This window comes from Methylomonas sp. BW4-1 (assembly GCF_052474385.1).
This window is the reverse complement of the sequence record NZ_CP184125.1, coordinates 5,270,395-5,286,840: the sequence shown is the minus strand read 5'-3', so window position 1 is coordinate 5,286,840 and position 16,446 is coordinate 5,270,395. Positions and strand designations below refer to the sequence as shown.

16 protein-coding genes and 1 pseudogene are annotated in these 16,446 nt (G+C 52.9%); 12 read left to right on the top strand and 5 right to left on the bottom strand.

Annotated features, from left to right (window positions below; genetic code table 11):
* The first annotated feature begins 13 nt into the window (after positions 1–13).
* From ACH5Y9_RS24640 to ACH5Y9_RS24595, 10 genes and pseudogenes are all read left to right on the top strand, one after another.
* Positions 14–1,051, top strand: a complete 1,038-nt coding sequence (locus ACH5Y9_RS24640) for an anion permease (protein ID WP_445367942.1) — start codon at positions 14–16, stop codon at positions 1,049–1,051.
* A gap of 15 nt (positions 1,052–1,066) precedes the next feature.
* Positions 1,067–1,708 carry a DUF47 domain-containing protein gene (locus tag ACH5Y9_RS24635; RefSeq protein WP_445367941.1) on the top strand — a complete coding sequence of 214 codons (642 nt, stop codon included), beginning with the start codon at positions 1,067–1,069 and terminating at the stop codon, positions 1,706–1,708.
* A 174-nt stretch (positions 1,709–1,882) separates the two neighbouring features.
* Positions 1,883–2,491 (top strand): glutathione S-transferase N-terminal domain-containing protein, encoded by a 609-nt coding sequence (locus ACH5Y9_RS24630; RefSeq protein ID WP_445367940.1) that lies wholly within the window; start codon positions 1,883–1,885, stop codon positions 2,489–2,491.
* Entirely contained in the window at positions 2,488–2,871 is a 384-nt protein-coding gene (locus ACH5Y9_RS24625) for a ClpXP protease specificity-enhancing factor (RefSeq protein WP_033159156.1), read from the top strand. Before ACH5Y9_RS24630 ends, ACH5Y9_RS24625 begins: the two co-directional genes overlap by 4 nt.
* Positions 2,872–3,062: 191 nt before the next feature.
* Entirely contained in the window at positions 3,063–3,440 is a 378-nt protein-coding gene (locus ACH5Y9_RS24620) for a 4a-hydroxytetrahydrobiopterin dehydratase (RefSeq protein ID WP_445367939.1), read from the top strand.
* A gap of 9 nt (positions 3,441–3,449) precedes the next feature.
* On the top strand, positions 3,450–4,709 hold the full coding sequence (locus ACH5Y9_RS24615) for a formylmethanofuran dehydrogenase subunit B (protein ID WP_445367938.1): 1,260 nt from the start codon (positions 3,450–3,452) through the stop codon (positions 4,707–4,709).
* A gap of 10 nt (positions 4,710–4,719) precedes the next feature.
* Positions 4,720–6,385 (top strand): annotated as a pseudogene (locus tag ACH5Y9_RS24610) (formylmethanofuran dehydrogenase subunit A).
* Positions 6,382–7,278: a formylmethanofuran--tetrahydromethanopterin N-formyltransferase gene (gene fhcD, locus ACH5Y9_RS24605; RefSeq protein WP_192393120.1), complete on the top strand. Its 897-nt coding sequence runs from the start codon at positions 6,382–6,384 to the stop codon at positions 7,276–7,278. Before ACH5Y9_RS24610 ends, fhcD begins: the two are co-directional and overlap by 4 nt.
* Positions 7,275–8,087, top strand: a complete 813-nt coding sequence (locus tag ACH5Y9_RS24600; protein ID WP_445367937.1) for a formylmethanofuran dehydrogenase subunit C — start codon at positions 7,275–7,277, stop codon at positions 8,085–8,087. The genes fhcD and ACH5Y9_RS24600 overlap by 4 nt, the downstream gene beginning before the upstream one ends.
* 3 nt (positions 8,088–8,090) lie before the next feature.
* Complete coding sequence (locus ACH5Y9_RS24595; protein ID WP_445367936.1) at positions 8,091–8,984, top strand: radical SAM protein; 894 nt, start codon at positions 8,091–8,093, stop codon at positions 8,982–8,984.
* On the opposite strand, the gene ACH5Y9_RS24590 is transcribed toward ACH5Y9_RS24595, so the two are convergent.
* The 3 genes from ACH5Y9_RS24590 to ACH5Y9_RS24580 form a co-directional block, all read right to left on the bottom strand.
* A complete protein-coding gene (locus tag ACH5Y9_RS24590) occupies positions 8,981–9,235 on the bottom strand; it encodes a hypothetical protein (protein ID WP_445367935.1) in 255 nt (84 codons plus the stop codon). The genes ACH5Y9_RS24595 and ACH5Y9_RS24590 overlap by 4 nt on opposite strands.
* Before the next feature lie 112 nt (positions 9,236–9,347).
* Complete coding sequence (locus ACH5Y9_RS24585; RefSeq protein WP_445367934.1) at positions 9,348–10,271, bottom strand: hypothetical protein; 924 nt, start codon at positions 10,269–10,271, stop codon at positions 9,348–9,350.
* 136 nt (positions 10,272–10,407) lie between these two features.
* Positions 10,408–10,611 (bottom strand): cold-shock protein, encoded by a 204-nt coding sequence (locus tag ACH5Y9_RS24580; protein ID WP_020483379.1) that lies wholly within the window; start codon positions 10,609–10,611, stop codon positions 10,408–10,410.
* A 292-nt stretch (positions 10,612–10,903) separates the two neighbouring features.
* Between ACH5Y9_RS24580 and clpB the strand changes: the two genes are divergently transcribed.
* Together clpB and ACH5Y9_RS24570 are read left to right on the top strand one after the other, a co-directional pair.
* Positions 10,904–13,477, top strand: a complete 2,574-nt coding sequence (clpB, locus tag ACH5Y9_RS24575; RefSeq protein ID WP_445367933.1) for an ATP-dependent chaperone ClpB — start codon at positions 10,904–10,906, stop codon at positions 13,475–13,477.
* Between the two features lie 355 nt (positions 13,478–13,832).
* Positions 13,833–14,729, top strand: a complete 897-nt coding sequence (locus ACH5Y9_RS24570) for a choice-of-anchor A family protein (RefSeq protein ID WP_415879122.1) — start codon at positions 13,833–13,835, stop codon at positions 14,727–14,729.
* A 107-nt stretch (positions 14,730–14,836) separates the two neighbouring features.
* Here ACH5Y9_RS24570 and ACH5Y9_RS24565 read toward each other — a convergent pair whose 3' ends face one another.
* Complete coding sequence (locus ACH5Y9_RS24565) at positions 14,837–15,235, bottom strand: ankyrin repeat domain-containing protein (RefSeq protein ID WP_445367932.1); 399 nt, start codon at positions 15,233–15,235, stop codon at positions 14,837–14,839.
* Between the two features lie 114 nt (positions 15,236–15,349).
* Positions 15,350–16,366, bottom strand: a complete 1,017-nt coding sequence (locus tag ACH5Y9_RS24560; RefSeq protein WP_445367931.1) for a Gfo/Idh/MocA family protein — start codon at positions 16,364–16,366, stop codon at positions 15,350–15,352.
* Positions 16,367–16,446: the final 80 nt, after the last annotated feature.

The window sequence follows — 16,446 nt, the reverse complement described above, 5'->3', positions numbered from 1 at the left end:
ACCCGCCAATATTTTGGAGGCATTGTTTCCGTTTGTCGGTGTTGCGATCATCATTGTACTGGTATTCGATTACACCAATGGTTTTCATGATGCCTCCAATATAATCGCCAGCGTCATCGCCTCCCGCGCGATGACGCCGGTGCAGGCGGTTTTGGTGGTTGCTATCTTCGAATTCCTGGGACCATTACTAGGAGGTACCGCTGTCGCCAACACAATCGGCACATTGCTCGACCTATCCTTTCTTCCCAAAGCCGATGCGCTGTTAATCATGGTGTCAGGGCTTTTTGCCGCAGTGTTCTGGAATTTGTTCACCTGGTGGCGCGGCCTGCCGTCTTCTTCTTCACACGCCCTGACCGGTGGTTTAATCGGCGCCACTATCATCGGCGCGGGTAACGAGCACATCGTCTGGGGATTCAACGCCGTCTGTCACGGCCAAATTCTTGGCGTCAGCAAAGTCCTGCTGGCTTTGTTTCTTTCTCCTCCACTGGGTTTCATGATCGGCTTCATACTGCAGCGCCTGACCATATTTTTATTGCGCAGCGCATCGCCAAGCATTAATAATCAGTTACGCAGTACCCAGTGGTTGACGGCCGCAGCACTGGCCTTTTCTCACGGCGCCAACGACGCGCAAAAAAGCATGGGCGTGTTGACGCTGATCTTATTGCTCAGCGGCGAAATCGATAGCTTCCGGGTGCCAAGCTGGGTGATGCTGTTTTGCGCCAGCGCTATGACCGCCGGGGTGTTGACCGGCGGCTGGCGCATCGTTAGAACCTTGGGGTTTGCAATTTACAAGATCCGCCCCATCCACGCACTCAACGCGCAACTAAGCGCATGCGCCACCATCTTTGGCAGCTCTCTGTTAGGAGCTCCGGTATCCACGACGCATGTGGTGGCGTCGGCCATCATGGGGATAGGCGCATCCGACCGGCCACGGGCCGTACGCTGGGGCAAAGCACTCGAAATCTTGAGGACATGGCTGATCACCATTCCCGGCTCGGCAATGATCGCGGGCGTTTGTTTTCCGATATTCGCCCATTTTTTCAATCATTAGCCAATGCGATCCGCTATGCCGTCTCCAAAAACTTCGCTGGCCTCCCGCCTGTTTCAAAGAATTTTTCCGAAAACCGCCGATTTTTATCAGTTGCTGCACCAGCAATGCCAACAGGTTTGCGTCACAGTCGACAACCTAGTCAGATTCATGGACAGCGGATCGGTAGATGCCGGCAAAATACTGAAGGAAGACGAGCACGAAGCAGACAGAATCCGCATATACAACCTGCACGAGCTAAACAGCTCGTTTGCCACGCCGATAGATCGCGAGGACATCTACCGGGCCATCGCCTCCATGGATAGCATCGTCACCTATTGCAAAAGCACGTATAACGAGATGGAAGCCCTGGAACTGAACCCCGACAGCCATTCGCAAGCGATGGTCATCGAGTTGCAAGTGGGCATCAAAGCACTGGAGCGCGGCTTCGCCGTATTAGGCAAAGCCCCCGCCGAGGCCGAGCAACACGCCTTTGCCGCCCGCCACTCGGAGCGCCGCATCGAGAAGATGTACCGCAAGGCCATCGCCGATTTATTCCAAGGCGATGACTACTTGAATATGTTTAAACAACGCGAACTTTACCGGCATTTGTCCAATGCCGCCGACAAGGTTCATGCCACCGCGAATGTACTGGAAGACATCATCGTCAAACTGGGCTGAATAGTGCGGCAAGCCGTTTAAAATAGCCGGGTGCAGCCCGTTATTTTCAAGGGCAGAATGCGTCCGGCATCGCCCCCAAAAGCCCCAACATCCATGCTACAATCTGCCCCGGTTTAAATCCTGTTACTCAAAGAGGTTCACTTCGTGGCAAACATCACCAGCCGAAAATCCGCAATGACTCTTTTTTCATCACCAGCCTGCATAATGAGCCACTGCGCCAGGCTAGTTGTATACGAAAAAGGCGTGCCAGCGGAAGTTGAGTTTTTCGACCCGAATAACCCGCCGGAAGATCTGCTGGAACTGAACCCCAACGGTAATGCCCCGACTTTCGTGGAACGCGACTTAGTACTTTACGACGCCCGCATCATCATGGAATACCTGGATGAACGCTTCCCGCACCCCGCCTTGCATCAAATGGACCCGGTCTCCCGCGCCAACGCTCGGATGCTGATCAAACGCATCGATCAGGAGTGGTATCCGCTGCTGGATGACGTTCTGGTCAACGGCGACAAAAAAGCCGCCAAGGCTAAAAAACAACTCCGGGAAAGCTTACTGGCTGCCGCACCGGTATTCGAAGCGACACCGTATTTTATGAGCGACGAGTATTCCCTGATCGATTGTGCGATGGCGCCATTCTTGTGGCGACTTCCCAGCATCGGCATTGATATTGCCGGCCTAGGCAAAGGCATCACCGCCTACGCCAACCGACTTTTCTCCAGACGGGCTTTTCAAGAAAGCCTGAGCCGCGAAGAAAAAGACATGATGCAAACCCCAAGCAAATGACCCCACTTAAACCCTATCTGATTCGCTCCATCTACGAATGGATCGTCGACAACAGCCTGACCCCCCATCTTTTGGTCAACGCCGACTACCCCGGCGTAACGCTGCCGGGCGACTTCGTGGAAGATGGCCGAATCGTATTGAATATGCGCCCGGAAGCCATTCAAGGTTTGGTGCTCGGCAATGAAGAAATCCAATTCAACGCCCGGTTTGCCGGCAAACCCATGCGCATTATCGCGCCGTGCAAAGCGGTGTTGGCCATCTATGCCAAAGAAAATGGCAAAGGTATGATTTTCGACCCGGAAGAGAATGAGGACGAAACCCCGCCGACACCGACAGAGCCCAAACCTCCGCAAAAACCACAACTAAGAGTGGTCAAATAACAAACGCATGCCGAAAAGAATGCCTCTGCGCCGAGGCATTCCCTTAACCCGCCTAAACAAGCCAGTTAAAAAAAGCCCCCTCCAGTTGCCGACAATTGGCACTGAAATCCAGCCAAACACCTGTACACCGTAAAGACACCGACTAAACTGTGCGATAGAATGCCCAGTCACTTCAATCCGGGGGATAAACGATGTCGCACGATACTGCCAAGGTCTATAGCGAGACCGAAATCGCCGAACGTTTAGCACAGGAACTGCCGCACTGGTATTACGAAAACGGCTGGATCCGCCGCAAAATCAAGACCAGCGGCTGGAAAGCGACTTTAATGGTGGTCAACACCGTCGGCCACTTGGCGGAAAAAGCCTGGCACCACCCGGATTTAACTGTTTCCTATGCATTCGTGATCGTCAAGTTGGTCACGCATTCGGCAAAAGGCATCACCGATAAAGATTTTCTTTTAGCCCAAAAAATTGAGGAAGTGTTGATGTGGGATGCGGCAGAAACTTCCGCCGGCATCCTGGAAGGCACGCCCGACGATCCACGATTCAAATATATTAAAAAAGATTGAGGACTTTCCATGACTGAAATAACCGAGGTACCCAGCCCGTTTTGCGGCATTGGTACTGACGACCTGAGCATACAGGTGGACGGCACAACCTTGAAAGTGACCGCAAACGGTTGCTCGGTTAATACACCGGCATTCGAACAAGCCGTAGCGGACACCGTGCCGCGCATTGCCGGGCAGGCAGCGAGTTTGGAAGCGGCGACCACTAAAGCTGCGGAATTGCTACGAAACACCCATCAACCTGTGATCGGCGGCTGCGCCACCGACGTCTACGGCATGCGCGCATTGCTGGCTTTAGCCGACAAAAGCGGCGCGGTGGTCGATAACCTCAATTTTAATAACGCACGCCGCAATTTACTGGCTTTGCAGGACTCCGGCTGGATGAATACCACATTAGCCGAACTGAAAAACCGCTGCGATTTATTGCTGATAGTCGGCACCGATCTGGAAGCTTTTGCCCCGCGCTTTTTCGAGAAGTATTTGTGGAATGAGGAAGCCATGTTCCTCGACAACACGGCAAACCGGGAAATTATTTATCTGGGCAAAGCCCCCTCCGGAAACGCCTCGACATCGCCGTCCGGCCAAAAAGCCACCGTTCTAACTTGCGCGGACGCCGATTTACCAGAAGTGACAGCCGCATTGTCGGCCCTGGTTAAAGGCCACTTGTTACACGCACAAAGCGTCGCCGGCATCGCCATTAGCGAGCTACAGCTTATCGCCGACAAACTGAAGGCCGCACAGTATGGCGTCATTCTGTGGGGCGCGGCGGCATTGGCATTCGATCAAGCTGAGCTAACCGTGCAAACGCTGTGCAATATCGTTAAAGACCTTAACCAAGCCGGCACCCGCTGCTCCGGCTTTCCGCTGGGCGGCAAGGAAGGCGACCAAACCGCCAACCAAGTCTGCGGCTGGACTACCGGCTACCCTGCGCGCGTCAATTTTGCCCGTGGCTACCCCGAGTACGATCCTTATCTTTACGACAGCCAAACACTGCTAAGTAACGGCGAAGCCGATGCCTTGCTGTGGGTTCAGGCCTTTAACAGCAGTGCACTGCCGCCAAAAACCCACTTACCGACTATCGTCATCGCTCGCTCCGGCATGAAGTTTGAGAAAGAACCGGATGTGTTTATTCCCGTGGGCACGCCCGGCATCGACCACTCCGGCCACGCTTACCGCCTGGACAATGTGGTGGCGATCCGCCTGAAAAAATTGCGCGACTCCGGCCTGCCCAGTACCGCCGAAGTCCTGTCCGCTATCGAACAAGCCCTTTAGGACCAAACACATGTTGATAAAACTTACAGGTGGAACCGTTTACGATCCGGCCAGCGGCATCGACGGACAACAGCAAGACATTTACGTGCAGGACGGCCGCATTATCGATGCGCCTAAAGACGGCAGACCGGTTGACAAAGAATACGATTTGCGCGGCAAAGTGGTCATGTCGGGCGCCATCGACATGCACACCCACATCGGCGGCGGCAAAGGCAACATCGCCCGCACCCTATTGCCGGAAGACCATCGCCAGGACCCGGTGCACCGCACGCCGATTACCCGTTCCGGTAACGGTCACGCGATGCCCAGCACTTACGTAGCAGGCTACCGCTATGCGGAAATGGGCTACACAGCCTGCTTCGAACCTGCAGTACTGCCGATCAACGCTCGCCAAGCACATATGGAAATGGGCGACACACCGATAGTGGATAAAGGCGGCTATGTCATGCTGGGTAGCGACGACTTCCTATTACGCATGCTGACCGCCAACAAAGATCAAAAAGCCATCAATGATTACGTGGCCTGGACGCTGAACGCCGCCAAAGGCATCGGCATTAAGGTGGTCAACGCCGGCGGCATCAATGCGTTCAAATTCAACCAGCGCAAACTGGATTTGGACGAAAAGAACAGCCATTACGACGTCACGCCCCGTCAAATCTTGCAAACCTTAGCTAAAGCGGTGCAAGAACTCGGCATCACTCATCCTTTGCATGTGCATGGCTGCAATTTAGGCGTACCGGGCAATCTGGAAACCACCTTAAATACCATCGAAGGTATCGACGGCCTGCCGATGCACTTGACGCATATTCAGTTCCATAGCTACGGTAAAGAAGGCGATTTCAAATTCTCCTCCGGTGCCGCGCAGATCGCCGAGGCAATCAATAGCAATCCGAACATCACCGCCGACGTCGGCCAAATCCTGTTCGGCCAGACCGTGACCGCCTCCGGCGATAACATGCGCCAACACGCCAACCACCGTTTCGCCAGCCCGAATAAATGGGTGTGCATGGACATCGAATGCGACGCCGAGCTGCGGCGTGGTGCCGTTTAAATACAAGGACCAAAACTTCGTCAATGCCTTGCAGTGGGCCATCGGCCTGGAAATCTTCCTATTGGTCGAAGACCCTTGGCGAATCTTCCTGACCACCGACCACCCGAACGGTGCACCATTCACCAGCTATCCGCATTTGATCCGCCTGCTGATGGACCGCAGCTTCCGGAACGACATGCTGGCGACCATCCATCCAGAAGCGCAAAAAATGACCACGCTAGCCTCGATCGAGCGCGAATACACGCTAAACGAAATCGCCATCATGACCCGCGCCGGCGCAGCCCGCATCATCGGCCTAAAAGACCGCGGCGCTTTGAGTGCAGGCAACTTCGCAGACATTACTGTTTACACCGAAAACGCGGACCGTCAAACCATGTTCACCAAACCCGATTATGTGTTCAAGGACGGCGAACTGGTCGTTAAAGACGGCGAGGTCGTGAAAGTCACCTGGGGCACGACCCATATCGTCAAACCGGACTACGATCTATCCATCGAAAAAGACCTCAAACCTTATTTCGACAAATACCTGACCATGAAACTCGGCAACTTTAAAATCAGCGACGACGAAATTAGCGAAGACGGACGCGGCAGCTTGACGGCACATCCGTTGCGAGGTGCAGCATGATCATTAATGGCGTAACCATAGACAAAACTTTCGCCGAAGCCTTTCCGATGAAGGCGACGCGCGCCATCATCACCGCGCAAAACGAAAAATGGGCGATGATTTCCGCGCAAGCGATGACCGGCTTCGCGACCTCTGTAATTGCTTGCGGCTGCGAGGCGGGCATCGAACGAGTGTTGAGCCCGAACGAAACGCCCGACGGACGGCCCGGCGTCGCCATCATGATTTACGCGATGGGCGGCAAAGGTTTGGCCAAGCAATTGGAAACCCGTGCCGGGCAATGCGTATTGACCTCGCCAACCTCGGCACTATTTGCCGGCATCGAAGGCGGCAAGCCAATTCCCTTGGGCAAAAACCTGCGTTACTTCGGCGATGGCTTTCAAATTGCAAAAAAGATCGGCGGCAAGCGCTACTGGCGAGTGCCGGTAATGGACGGTGAGTTTCTGACCGAAGCGACGACCGGCATGGTGGACGCGGTCGGCGGCGGCAACTTCCTGGTGCTGGCAGAATCGCAACCACAAGCTTTGGCAGCCTGCGAGGCGGCGATTGAGGAAATGCGCAAAATTCCGAATGTGATTATGCCCTTCCCCGGCGGCGTGGTACGCTCCGGCTCCAAAGTTGGCTCAAAATACGCCTCATTGGGCGCATCAACAAACGATGCTTTTTGCCCGACTTTAAAAGGCGTAACCAAAACCGATTTGTCGCCGGAAATCGAATCGGTGATGGAGATCGTCATCGACGGCTTGAGCAAAGAAGACATCGACAAGGCCATGCGCGTGGGTATTCAAGCGGTTTGTGATCTGGGCGCGGCTAACGGCATCAAGCGTATCAGTGCCGGCAACTACGGCGGCAAATTGGGACCGTTCCACTTTCATTTGCAGGAGATCATGGCATGAGCGCGTTAACCTTTACCCTGAAACAGCCAACCGACCAGCGTATCGACATGTCGCCGCTGGTTTGTCAAAAGCTGCAAGGTTTGGACGTCGATGCGATTGCCGCCATCGAACTACAGAATGGCAAACGCCGGTTACGGGTTGATGAACTGTTCTACATCACCGGCATGAACACCCAAGAAATCATTATCGCCTATAGCAATAACAAGCTGGACTTCATTGGCAAGGAATTGGATGGCGGCAGCATTAGCGTACAAGGTGATGCCGGTGCATATCTGGGCATGCAAATGAAATCCGGCACGATCAACGTCAGTGGCGATGCAGGCCTGTATGCTGCATGTGAAATGAAAAACGGCTTAATTCAAATCGAAGGCGATGCCGGCGATTTTCTGGGTGGAGCCCTACCCGGTAACAAACAAGGCATGAAAGGCGGTACGGTGTTAGTGAAAGGTAATGTCGGCCAGCGTGCCGGCGACCATATGCGCCGAGGCCAGATTTTGATCGAAGGCAATGCCGGCGATTATTGCGGCTCGCGGATGCTGGCAGGCACTATCGCGGTGATGGGTAACACCGGCCGCTATCTGGGCTATGCGATGCGGCGCGGCACTTTGTTGCTATGGAATCAGCCGCAATTATCAGCGACTTTCAACGACTGCGGCTCACATACCCTGGCCTTCCTGCCTATATTGTTCGCCTCGTTCAAATCCTTCAACTCCCGTTTTGCCGACAGCGGCGCCGCATTTAACCGCGTACAACGCTACGGCGGCGACATGGCGGAAACCGGACGCGGCGAAGTGCTAGTCCGAATCTAACTCATGGCCGCGCAAACCCGTTACGGTTTGCGCGGCGCATCTCAAGTGAAACCGATACTCACCACCACAAATCACAACCGTAATGTCGCTGGCCTGAAATATGTTTACCCGGTCATCTCCCGCCGTGCGGGTGGTTTATCGATAGGTGTCAATTTCAACCCGAACAATGCCTGCAACTGGCGCTGTATTTACTGCCAAGTACCGCAGTTACAGCGCGGTAATGCGCCGGAAATGGATTTTGCCTTACTGGAGCAGGAACTGCGCTTCTTTTTAAATTACGTGCAACACGGCGATTTTTTTGAGCAATTTAACGTCGAAATCGATCACCGCGTTATCAAGGATATCGCCATTTCCGGCAACGGCGAACCGACCAGCTTGATAGATTTTGATAAAGCCGTGCATCTGATCGGCAAGATCGCCACGGAATCCGGCGTGTTTCCAGCCAGCAAATTTGTATTGATCAGCAATGGCAGTTTGATACACCAATCGACAGTACAAGCGGGCTTGGCGGAATTGAGCAGACACAACGGCGAATTATGGTTCAAACTGGATAGCGCGACCGAACAGGGCCGCAAGTTGATCAACAGCACAGGCCAAAGTCAGCAAAAGTTATTGGAACGTCTAGAAATTGCCACCAGACTTTGTCCAACCAAACTACAAACCTGCATGTTGCATTATCGGCAAGCGTGGTCTGATGGTGAGAAGCAGGCCTATTTAGGGCTTTTGCAGGAATTACGGTTTGGCCAGATTAAACTGCAAGAAATTATGCTTTACAGCGTGGCCAGGCAATCGTTCCAAATGGAAGCGGTCGAACTGGAAAGAATGAGTGTTGAAGAAATGAATGCGTTTGCCGCTGACATCAAAGCGCTGGGCTATGATGTCAGCGTTAGCCATTAAGCCTTCACGTCGAGAAGAGATCCGAGCGTTTTTTCATGAACCTTGATCATTTTGGCACCAGCCGAAGTTTCAAGCTCAGCTTCTTTTAAGCTCAACACCGGCTTGAACAAATCAGCTGAACCGACATCTTTTGAGCCGCCGACTTCCTGAGCTTGCACCGGCAAATTCGCGATGGTTTGCGCGGCGGTACTGGCTTTTTGCTGAGCATTACTGATCAGACTGGTTGCGCTATTCAGTACATTGCTAATCATGGTACACCTCCTGCAAATCGAGTTTGCATCATACCGCTCCGGTTATCGGCTTGCCAAGCGCGGAACTTTAACTTCTCTACAGTGTTTTGCATACCCAGTCACACTTACGTAACTATTTGTCTTTCTTGACTATTTTTACGTAGATATCTTTCAGAAATGGCAGGCCTTGGCTCTGAAATTTCGACCAGCCGTAAACACCGACTTGCTTCAGTAACTCAGCTAATTTTTTCGCCGCCGCCTCTCCGCCAACCTGCTTAAACTTAGCTTCTACTATTGCGCTCCACTGCACTCTGGGCTGACCGTCAGCGTCCAGAAACACCCTATCAAACAACCACATTTCCGCGACGGACACCGTCCACATAAACGCAAACGACACCGCCATACCGCCGCCCGCCACAATCACCAGCCAGGCGAACATTGGGTTCAGCTTCGTCAACCACCACGACAAAATATCCACCAGCAAAAACATATAGGGCATACCGATCGCAATACATTTGTACTTGATGGTACTGGTTTCCGAAAAACTGAAAATCAAGCCGACAAACATGAAAATAAAACTGATGCCGAACAAGTGAATATGTGAAACCCGCGTCAGCGAACTAAAAGTCGCGCCTTCATCTTCCTTGGTCAATTCCTTCAATACTTTAAAATCGCTCAAATCCGGAACCGGTGCGTCTTTGTTGTGACACATCACACACCGTTCCTGAATGATTTTTTCGATACCATCGTCGATAAAATCGTCCTTGTCGGCACCATCGCGTACCCATTGGATAATGGCGAACCGTTCCTGTTCGGATGCATTCTCCTTCATGGACCCGTTCAGCTTGGTTTCCAGCACGGTTCCCGAACGATTGCCGTAATAACTGTAAACAATGTCGTCTATCGACAGGCCAAACTTGCCGTCAGCCATACCATGAGTAAACAGAATTTGGATCAAAGCCATCAGATAGCCAACCGCCACGGTAGTCAAATAGCCGGTAAACAGCACTTTGACCGGGGTATCCATTTGTTTTAAAGAAGAAAATTCGCGTGCCATAGTCAGTTACGCCGGTTTGGAAGGGATGGCTGCATTATAGCTTGGTTATATTGTCCTCGACCGAAAAATCCATTTTGTAACAGGCATAAAAAAGGCCCTTGCAAGCAAGAGCCATTTTACCCGTAACCGTTAACGCTTATCTGGGCAGGACGTTCGCGGCAGTCAAACCTTTAGGACCGGACTCGATATCGAACTGAACCGACTGGCCTGGAGACAAGGTTTTAAAACCTTCGCCCTTAATTACGGAATGATGCACAAACACATCTTCCTTGCCTTCGGAAGGCTCGATAAATCCAAACCCCTTGGTGTTGTTGAACCACTTTACAGTGCCTGTTGCCATTTCTAAAACTCCTACAAAATAAAACTAATGGTTACGCAGACCGACAATATTGACAACCGGACCTGCTGACTAGCAAAGGCCATAATCCCTCAACATCTGTTATCTGAGCGCGAGCATTGTACTTTGAATCATTTATCAAGGCTACCAACGATGTCCATCTCAAGCCACCAATCAATAGCAATAATTTCACCCGAAAAATAGTGGAATTATCCACCAGCCCTCGCTTGAAAAGCGTTACGTAGCGCCCCATCTCTGCGGCAACACAATTTATATCCCAAATGAGGTACGCAGCATGCGAATGGATAAATTAACCAGTAAATTTCAACAGGCGCTCAGCGACGCGCAAAGCATGGCCTTGGGCAAGGACCACCAGTTCATCGAGCCGGTGCACGTGATGTTGGCGTTGATCGATCAGGAAGGCGGCAGTATCAAACCTTTACTGATGCAAGTTGGCATTCAAGTCAATGCACTACACAACGAGCTGAGCAAGGAGATTGATCGTCTGGCCAGCGTCTCCGGCGCCGGCGGCGATGTGCAGATTTCCAACGAATTGTCGCGGATGTTGAATCTGACCGACAAGCTGGCGCAGAAACGTAAAGATGCGTTCATCTCCAGCGAATTATTTTTGCTGGCAGCCCTGGAAGCCAGCGGCTCCTTACAAAAAATCCTCAAGCAAGCAGGCGTCACCGCTTCGGCCGTGGAAAAAGCCATCGAAAACATGCGCGGCGGCCAGAACGTCAACGATGCCAACGCCGAAGATCAACGCCAGGCCTTGAAAAAATACACCATCAACCTGACCGAACGTGCCGAACAAGGCAAGCTGGACCCGGTGATCGGTCGTGACGACGAAATCCGCCGCACCATCCAGGTCTTGCAACGCCGCACCAAAAACAACCCGGTATTGATCGGCGAACCCGGCGTCGGCAAAACTGCCATTGTCGAGGGTCTGGCGCAGCGCATCGTTAACGGCGAAGTGCCGGAAGGTATCAAAGGTAAGCAACTATTGTCGCTGGACATGGCGGCATTAATCGCCGGCGCCAAGTTTCGCGGCGAGTTTGAGGAGCGTCTGAAAGCCGTACTTAATGACGTTGCCAAACAAGAAGGCCAGATCATCCTGTTCATCGACGAGCTGCACACCATGGTCGGCGCCGGCAAGGCCGAAGGCGCGATGGACGCCGGCAACATGCTGAAACCGGCTCTGGCCCGCGGCGAACTGCATTGCGTCGGCGCGACGACACTGGACGAATATCGGCAGTACATCGAAAAAGACGCCGCTTTGGAACGCCGCTTTCAAAAAGTACTGGTCGACGAACCGAGCGTCGAAGACACCATCGCCATCTTGCGCGGTTTGAAAGAACGTTACGAAATTCATCATAGCGTCGACATTACCGACCCGGCCATCGTTGCCGCCGCCATGCTGTCGCACCGCTATATTTCTGATCGGCAATTGCCGGACAAAGCCATCGACTTGATCGACGAAGCCGCCAGCCGGATCCGGATGGAAATGGACTCCAAACCGGAGTCGATGGATAAACTCGATAGACGTTTGATCCAATTGAAAATCGAACGCGAGGCCATGAAAAACGAAAGCGACGCGGCCTCAAAAAAACGCCTGGAAATCCTGCAAGTGGAAATCGCCGACTTGGAAAAAGAATATTCCGATTTGGAAGAAATCTGGAAAGCCGAGAAAGCGGCATTGCAAGGCACTGCAACGATCAAGGAACGCCTGGAACATGCCCGCCTGGAACTGGAAGCGGCCCGCCGCAGCCAGGATTACGCGCGGATGTCCGAGCTGCAATACGGCGACATACCCAAACTGGAGAAAGAACTGGACTTGGCTTCGCAAGCAGAAATGCAGGAAACCACCCTGCTGCGCAGCAAGGTCACGGAAGAAGAAATCGCCGAAGTGGTTTCGAAATGGACCGGCATTCCGGTCTCGAAAATGATGGAAGGTGAGCGCGAAAAATTGCTGCGCATGGAAGAAGAACTGGGCAAACGGGTGATCGGCCAAACCGAGGCCTTGAAAGCCGTCAGCAACGCGATCCGCCGCTCCCGCGCCGGCCTGTCGGACCCGAACCGCCCCAACGGCTCGTTCCTATTCTTGGGGCCAACAGGAGTCGGCAAGACCGAGCTGTGCAAGGCTTTGGCGGAATTCATGTTCGATACCGAGGAAGCAATGGTGCGCATCGACATGTCGGAGTTCATGGAGAAACATTCCGTGGCCCGTTTGATCGGCGCACCTCCCGGCTATGTCGGTTATGAAGAAGGCGGCTATCTAACTGAGGCCGTGCGCCGGAAACCCTACTCGGTCATCCTGCTTGACGAAATCGAGAAAGCCCATAACGACGTCTTTAATGTATTGCTGCAAGTGCTTGACGACGGCCGCTTGACGGATGGACAGGGCCGCACCGTCGACTTTAAAAACACGGTGGTGGTAATGACGTCGAACCTGGGCTCCAGCGTGATCCAGGAACTGGCGGGCGAAGACAACTATATCGAAATGAAAGATGCGGTGATGGAGATTGTAGCTCAGCATTTCCGGCCGGAATTCATCAATCGGGTCGACGAAGCAGTGGTCTTCCATCCGCTCGGCCAGGGCCAAATCCGCGCCATCTGTAAAATTCAGATCGAATTGTTGCGCCGTCGCTTGCAGGAAAAAGACATTGGTCTGGAAGTCAGCGAAACCGCACTGGATTTACTCGGCGAAGCCGGTTTCGATCCGGTTTACGGCGCGCGGCCTTTGAAACGGGCGATACAACGGCAATTGGAAAATCCGCTGGCTAATGAGATTTTGTCAGGACGCTTCATCCCTGGGGACTCGATCAAAATCGATGTCGCAAATGACGGATTGACATTTAGCCAATAAAAACGGCTTGGAATAAGCTGCCGGATTAGCAGTTTTCTAACCCGGCAGTCACCTGTACCAACGGCCGTATCACCCGAAATTCAAATCAGATAGAATGGACGCCGGAAGTGCATGGTTTATCGCCGCAATCCGGGATAAGCGACTATTAACGGCTCGTCACTTAATATAGGTCTCGAATCGGTAAAAGCCAACTTCCCCGGTCGATCAACGGCGTGGTCAGGTATTTATCGCCACGCTCTTATTTGAACCGTCGGTTTTGCTTAAGACATTTCCGCATGGGAACGGATATTGTCGACACATTATCAATTTAAGGCATCCCGCCATCATACTTATTCAAGGTTAAAGGAAAATGCGTTTGTCACACACTATAGCAACTACCAGTTTATTATTGGCTGCCGCCATCTCTCCAGCCCATGCAGCCTTGGTAGGGCCGGCCAGCGACTACAATGTTTTCGTATTCGGCAACTTCATCAGCTCAAATTCCGATACAGAGGGCAACTTGGCTGCCGGCGGCAATATTACATTGGCCAACTATTCGGTGGCCTCGCAAATCAGTGGCAACGCAGCCCGTTTGGTCGTCAACGGCACGCTTACCGCCAACAACGGCGGTGTAGGCAACGGTCAGAACGGCAGCATCTATGCAGGCGGCACCCTGCTAAGCAGCTTTACCGCCAATGGCGGCGTCTTCGCGCAAACATTGGTGGATTTTTCCGGCGCGCAAACCCAATATCAAAATATCTCCAACGCCTGGAACGCTTTGACCGCCAACGGCAGTGTCGGTAACAATTACGGTACGCTGAATCTGACCGGCAACAATAGCGAACTCAACGTGTTTGACATAGACGGCGCCGAACTGACCGCCAGCAATACGATCAACATCAGCGCTCCCAGCAACTCCACCGTGTTGATCAATGTCAGCGGCACCGGCCAGATATTTCAAAACGGCCAAGTCAATCTTAACGGCATAGACGCCACACACGTCATCTACAATTTCTATGACGCAACGTCGCTAACGTTAGCGGGCAGCAAGAACCCTCAGGGCTCGATTCTAGCGCCCTGGGCCAACGTATTCGGCGGTTACGGGCAATTGAACGGCCAATTGGTTGCTCAGTCGTTTAACGGCAATATCGAATTCCATAACCAGTTGTTCGCCAGCAATATTGCCGCAGTGCCCGTACCAGCGGCGATTTGGTTGTTTGGCTCAGCCTTAGGTATTTTGGGAATCAACGGCCGAAAAAAACTCGCGCGTTAAGTCTCCGCGCGACTCCCTCTAGCTATTCTGAGGGAGTCGCGCCTTCCCGTTCTTGTTGAAAAATCGAGACATGCCCATCAATCGCTCAATCTGAGCGTACATAGCCGCTATTCCTTCGCCCCGGCTCGAAGCAGCATATTCGCAATTTCCCGATGACCCCGGGTTCTCGCAAACTGTAGCGCATTGGCTGTCGGCTTGGCGCCGTTCGCCAATAGCAGTTCCACCATTTCCGTCCGCCCTCTACCGGCCGCCAACCCCAAAGCGGCACTATCGCCAGCGTTGATATCCATTCCCGCATCCAGAAATAATCGCACCGCCGCCATATCGCCGGCTCCTGCGGAGGTCGCGAATTGCTGTGCCGTGTATTCAACACCCATTTGCTGCAAATCTTTCCGGGCTTGTACCAAGTCAACGGCGCATACAGAACCCACTTGAAGAACACTCAGCATCACGCCGATACGTAAGGCATCGCGCCGAACAATTTTGGATAATATTTTCTCGTTCATCGACAAGCTCCTGAGGCCGCAAACTCATATGAATTAAACGCGAACGAGGCTCAAAGACATGGCCTTTTTGCAGAGTTTGACAGCACTCGCTCAGACGTCCTCGCCTTGTTGCCATTAAATTTCGACGACCCGACCTTCCGCCGCCGATTGCAATGCGGCCACTATCGTTCTGCAATTGTCGCGGGCGTCGGCTAGGGACAACTGCGGCCCCTGACCACTCAACACGCAATTGCTGAAATGTTCAATCTCCAGACGGAAGTGATTGGAAGCCGGCAAGCGCTCTTCGGACTGGCGACCGTCCTCGGTCCACCAAGAAATCACCGGGACATCACCGGGCAATTGCCAAACCACATGACATTTGACACCCCCTTGGGTACCGATGATTTCGTATTCGCAGCGCCGAGCCCGTTCAAAGCTGAAATCGAAATGTGCGAATTTGCCTTCGCCGAAATCCAGCACGCCGCTAGTGGCGATGTCGGCGCCGCTTTCCACGTATTTGGACAACGCCGTTACCCGACAAGGGGATTGCTGAAAAAACATTCGCAGCGAATGAATTGCATAGCAGCCAATATCCCACATCGCTCCACCGCCGTGCGAAACATCGTCGGCTAAACGATACATCCGGGCCGGGCGCATCATGAACGAATAGCTGGCACGCACTGATCGAATCTCGCCTATCAGTCCGGAACCGATCAACTCCAATACTCGGGCATGTTGCGGATGGAAACGATACATAAAGCCTTCCATCACGGTCACCCCGTAACGGCGAGCCGCTGTTTCTATCGCATCGATATCGGCAACCGTCAGCGCCATCGGTTTTTCGCACAGCACATGCTTGCGATGCTCGATGGCACGTAAAGTCCATTCAGCGTGCTCATGATTCGCCATTGGCAAATAAATGGCTTGTATGTCATCGTCGTTGAGCAGAGAATCTAAATTGTCGTAACTCTGTATCTCAGGATGGCAGGGGGCATATTTAGCCAACGTTTGCGCCGCAGCCCCGGGACGGCGGCTGGCGATACCAATCAGTTCGGCATTGGATGCTTCGACTATTGCCGGCAATAAGCGCTCGTTGATGCGGGCCGCGCCGAGAATTCCCCAACGCAGTTTGGCTTGGTCTTGGTTATTCATGACAGTACCTTAGACTGATGAGCTGAAAGCTATCAGATTAGCAGCATGTCCACGCGCCGCAAGCAACTTATTCCAAATAA